We start from the raw sequence: 3,913 nt of genomic DNA, 5'->3' as shown, positions 1-3,913 counted from the left end.
GCGCGGTCGCGCGGCGTGCCGCAGATGAAGACCACCGGAACGGGCGGCGCCGCCCGCGCCCCCAAGGCCGAATCCGAAAGCTGGGAAGAGTTCTGAGCCGCATCCTTCTCGGGCCGCTGACGGGAGTACCACGACCTATCACAATCAGAGCCGGCGGGGCCTCAACCCTCGCCGGCTTTGTCATGCCCGCAGCTGGGCAGACGTGGAACAGACGCGAGCGGCCTCCGGTGATTGGAATTCCATTTCGAAGGGAGCCTGACGAAACAATTTGGTAAGCATTTATAACGAATGTCTGCCCCGGAAGAGGATGGCCGCAAAAGCTGTGTCGATCGTGCCGCGAAGTCCGCCGAGAGGTTCGGCGGTGTCGGGTTCCTGTCGCGGAGCTGTGCCGGCCACTCGATTATATCTTTGGGGGGGAACTCATGCGATTGGCGAACGTCAACATTTCCAGGAAGATCACCGCGGCCTTCGCCGTCATGGTGCTCGGAGCCGCGATCATGGGCTCCGCCATTTTCATGTTCATGGAGAATGTCCAGAGCGCCGGTAAGGCCAAGGACGTCTATATGGCCGTCGAGGACGCCGCGATGGAGGCGCGTTTCGCGGTCGCTCGCCAGGAGGGGTCGCTGCGCGGGTTCATGATCACGCGCGATCCGTATTTTGCCACACGGACGAAGGACCACTACCAGACCTTTTTGAAACACGTGACGGATCTTCGCGCGCGCGCTGGCGCTGACCCGGACATGTCGGGTCATCTGTCGGTGCTCGAGAAGGCCATGAGCGCGTGGCATACGGAAATCGCCGATCCGGTGATCGAGTTGGCCGCGAGCCCGGTGAGTTACCCGCGCGCGCTGGACCTCTTCAATTCCGGCAAGGCCGACGAGTTCATCGAGCCGGTGGAGGAGACCCTGGATGCGATCCGGGCTCGACAGGACGAGACGATCGCAGAGGCGACCGCAGTCGAGGTCAGTCGGAACAGCATGGTGAAATGGGCCGTAGTCCTCGGCATGGGGTTCCTCATCATTTCGGCGGCCGGGCTTGGCTGGCTCCTGTCTCGGGGAATCGCCACTCCGATTAACGCCATGACCGACGTGATGCGGCGGCTGGCGGACGGAGACAAGACCGTTGTGATCGCGGGCGTTGGCCGCAAGGATGAGATTGGGGCGATGGCCGCCGCGTTGGAGAGCTTCAAGCAGGCGGCGATTGAGCAGGAACGTCTTGAGAGCGAGGCGGAATCAGCGCGGATCGACCAGGAGCAGGCGAAGACCCGTCAGGCGGCGCTGGACAATGCCAAAGCCGAGGATCTGCGCGCCTTCGTCGGCGTGGTGGAGGTCGGTTTCGAGCGACTGTCGGCGGGCGACCTGACGGTGCGCATGGCCGAGCCGGTGGCGGCCGAGTTCGAGCCGATCCGGGCGAAGTTCAACGACAGCGTCGGCAAGCTGGAAGATGCGATCGGCAATGTGGTGACCTCGATCGGCTCGATCCGCTCGGGCCTGCAGGAGATCAACACGGCGTCGAACGACTTGGCGCAGCGCACCGAACAGCAAGCGGCCAACCTGGAAGAGACGGTGGCGGCGCTGGGCGAGGTGACGACGGCGGTGAACGAGACGGCCGAGGGCGCCGGCAAGGCGCAGACGGCGGCGAGTTCCGCCCGCGGCAAGGCCCAGAAGGGCGGCGAGATCGTCGGCCAGGCGGTCGCGGCGATGAGCCAGATCGAAAAATCCTCCGAGCAGATCAACCAGATCATCGGGGTGATCGACGAAATCGCCTTCCAGACCAACCTTCTGGCGCTGAACGCGGGCGTCGAGGCGGCGCGGGCGGGCGAGGCCGGCAAGGGCTTTGCGGTGGTCGCCCAGGAAGTGCGCGGGCTGGCCCAGCGCTCGGCGGAAGCGGCCAAGGAGATCAAGACGCTGATCGCGACGTCGCGCAGCCAGGTGGAGAGCGGCGTCGAGCTGGTCACCGCGTCGGGCAAGTCGCTGGACGAGATCGTCGCGGAGGTCAGTTCGATGGCCGAGCTGATCGCGACCATCGCGGTGAGCGCCAAGGAGCAGGCGACGAGCTTGCGCGAGGTGTCCGGCGCGGCCGACCAGATGGACAAGGTGACGCAGCAGAACGCGGCGATGGTGGAAGAGGCGACGGCGGCGAGCCAGACCCTGACCAACGAGACCGAGGAACTGGCGAGCGCGATGGCGCAGTTCAAGACCGGCTCGGCCAGCGGCGGGCGGGGCCAGGCTTCGCGGTCGGGTGGCAACGCCGCCCATGCCGCCAACCGGGCACGGCCGGCCACGCCATCGCGCGGCGTACCGCAAATGAAGACCACCGGCACCGGCGGCGCCGCCCGTGCCGAACAGACCAACACCGACAGCTGGGAAGAGTTCTGACCCCGGCCAAGACGGGTCACGTCAAGCCGAACGCTTGACCGTCAGCGACAACGCCGCGTGTTCGTTAGAACGCGCGGCGTTTTTATATCTTCGACACGCGGCATGGTCCTGCCGGAAGGTGATGGGATGTCTTCGAGCGACTCCGTCGCGGACAGACTGGCCTTTCCCGTCCTTGCGCCGTCCTTTCGGGCAATGCCGCGCTCCGTCCTCGCAATCTTGACGATTAACGGGCCGACGCCCCGGACCGCTACCCGGCTCTATTACCCTAACGGCAATCTTTGGACAGCGACCTTCGGGGCTCAAACCCATCCGGTCGATCGATTGATCATGTTTGCGATCTATTCAGATTCGCTCTTTAAACAATGACTTCGGCGGGGGGCTGGTGCGAGCATGACAGTTCTTGCCGCTGCGATTTTCCCGCTGCAAGGCGTCCGATGATGTTCACGACCGCAATGAAATCGCACACGCTCAGCTGGATCGCCGGGTCCGTCATGGCGTTGGCGACCCTCATCGTCGCGATTCCGGGTCCCAGTCTTGCCAGCACCGAAAGCCTCGCGGCGGTTTTTCCGCCATGGTGGCCACAAGCGCGTGTCATCCAGGCGGCCGCCAGGGCCGGCAATCTCATGGATGCGGGGGCCTGGCCCTCCGTAGCCGTCCTCGAATTCACCGACGAAGGCTTGCCGGGGCGGCTTCGCGCCACCGGTGCATGGCTCGTTCTCGACGCAGCCACGATCGGCTGCGCAAGCACCACTGACTAGGAACTCGACCATGAATGCGATGAAAAATCTTGACGCGCACCGCGCCCGTATCACGAGCTGGATCTCTCTCGGCCAGTTCGGTTTTGTGCCGGTGATCATGCTGGTTGAAATGGCGAATGCCCGGTCGGTCATCGCGCCGACGCTCGCCGCGGTCGCCATCGCGGTCGTCAGTCTGCTGCTGTCCCGGAGGGCCGACCTCGGATCGACGGCGCGAATGGTCTGCGCCGTCGGCCTCGTGGGCAATATTTCCATCCTCGTTTCGGCGCTCAGCGGCAACTACCTTCAAGTCGATATGCACATGGCCTATTTCGCCGGTCTCGCGGTGGTCGGAGCGATGTTCGATTGGCGTGTGATCGCGGGGGCGACGGTGGCAACCGCCCTGCACCACCTGGTGCTGAACTTCGCGTTGCCGGCGGCGATCTATCCCGGCGGCACCGACGTCGTGCGCTTCGGCCTGCACGCGGTCATCCTGGTTACGGAAGCGGCTGTCCTTCTGTGGCTCGCCTATACGGTCTCCGCCATGTTCAAGAGCATTGCCGAGGCGACCGAGCTTGCGCGGGAAGAACAGGGTCGTGCGGAAGCATCCAGCCAGGAAACAGAACGGCTCTCCCGCGAACGCGAGGCGGAACAGACCCGCCAGGCGTCGCTGGACAATGCCAAGGCGGAGGATCTGCGCGCCTTCGTCGGCGTGGTGGAGGTCGGTTTCGAGCGACTGTCGGCGGGCGACCTGACGGTGCGCATGGCCGAGCCGGTGGCGGCCGAGTTCGAGCCGATCCG

2 protein-coding genes and 1 pseudogene are annotated in these 3,913 nt (G+C 65.0%); all 3 read left to right on the top strand.

What is annotated here, in order from left to right; all coding sequences use genetic code 11:
* The first annotated feature begins 422 nt into the window (after nucleotides 1–422).
* A complete protein-coding gene (locus VQ045_RS21310; protein ID WP_331831545.1) occupies nucleotides 423–2,378 on the top strand; it encodes a HAMP domain-containing methyl-accepting chemotaxis protein in 1,956 nt (651 codons plus the stop codon).
* Nucleotides 2,379–2,815: 437 nt separating this feature from the next.
* Nucleotides 2,816–3,136, top strand: a complete 321-nt coding sequence (locus VQ045_RS21305; RefSeq protein WP_331831544.1) for a hypothetical protein — start codon at nucleotides 2,816–2,818, stop codon at nucleotides 3,134–3,136.
* Nucleotides 3,137–3,146: 10 nt separating this feature from the next.
* Nucleotides 3,147–3,913 (top strand): annotated as a pseudogene (locus tag VQ045_RS21300) (hypothetical protein); the annotation flags it as partial.

Source organism: Aurantimonas sp. E1-2-R+4, from assembly GCF_036549515.1.
Lineage (GTDB): Bacteria > Pseudomonadota > Alphaproteobacteria > Rhizobiales > Rhizobiaceae > Aurantimonas > Aurantimonas coralicida_A.
The sequence above is the reverse complement of the archived record's forward strand: the minus strand, read 5'-3'. Positions and strand labels throughout refer to the sequence as shown.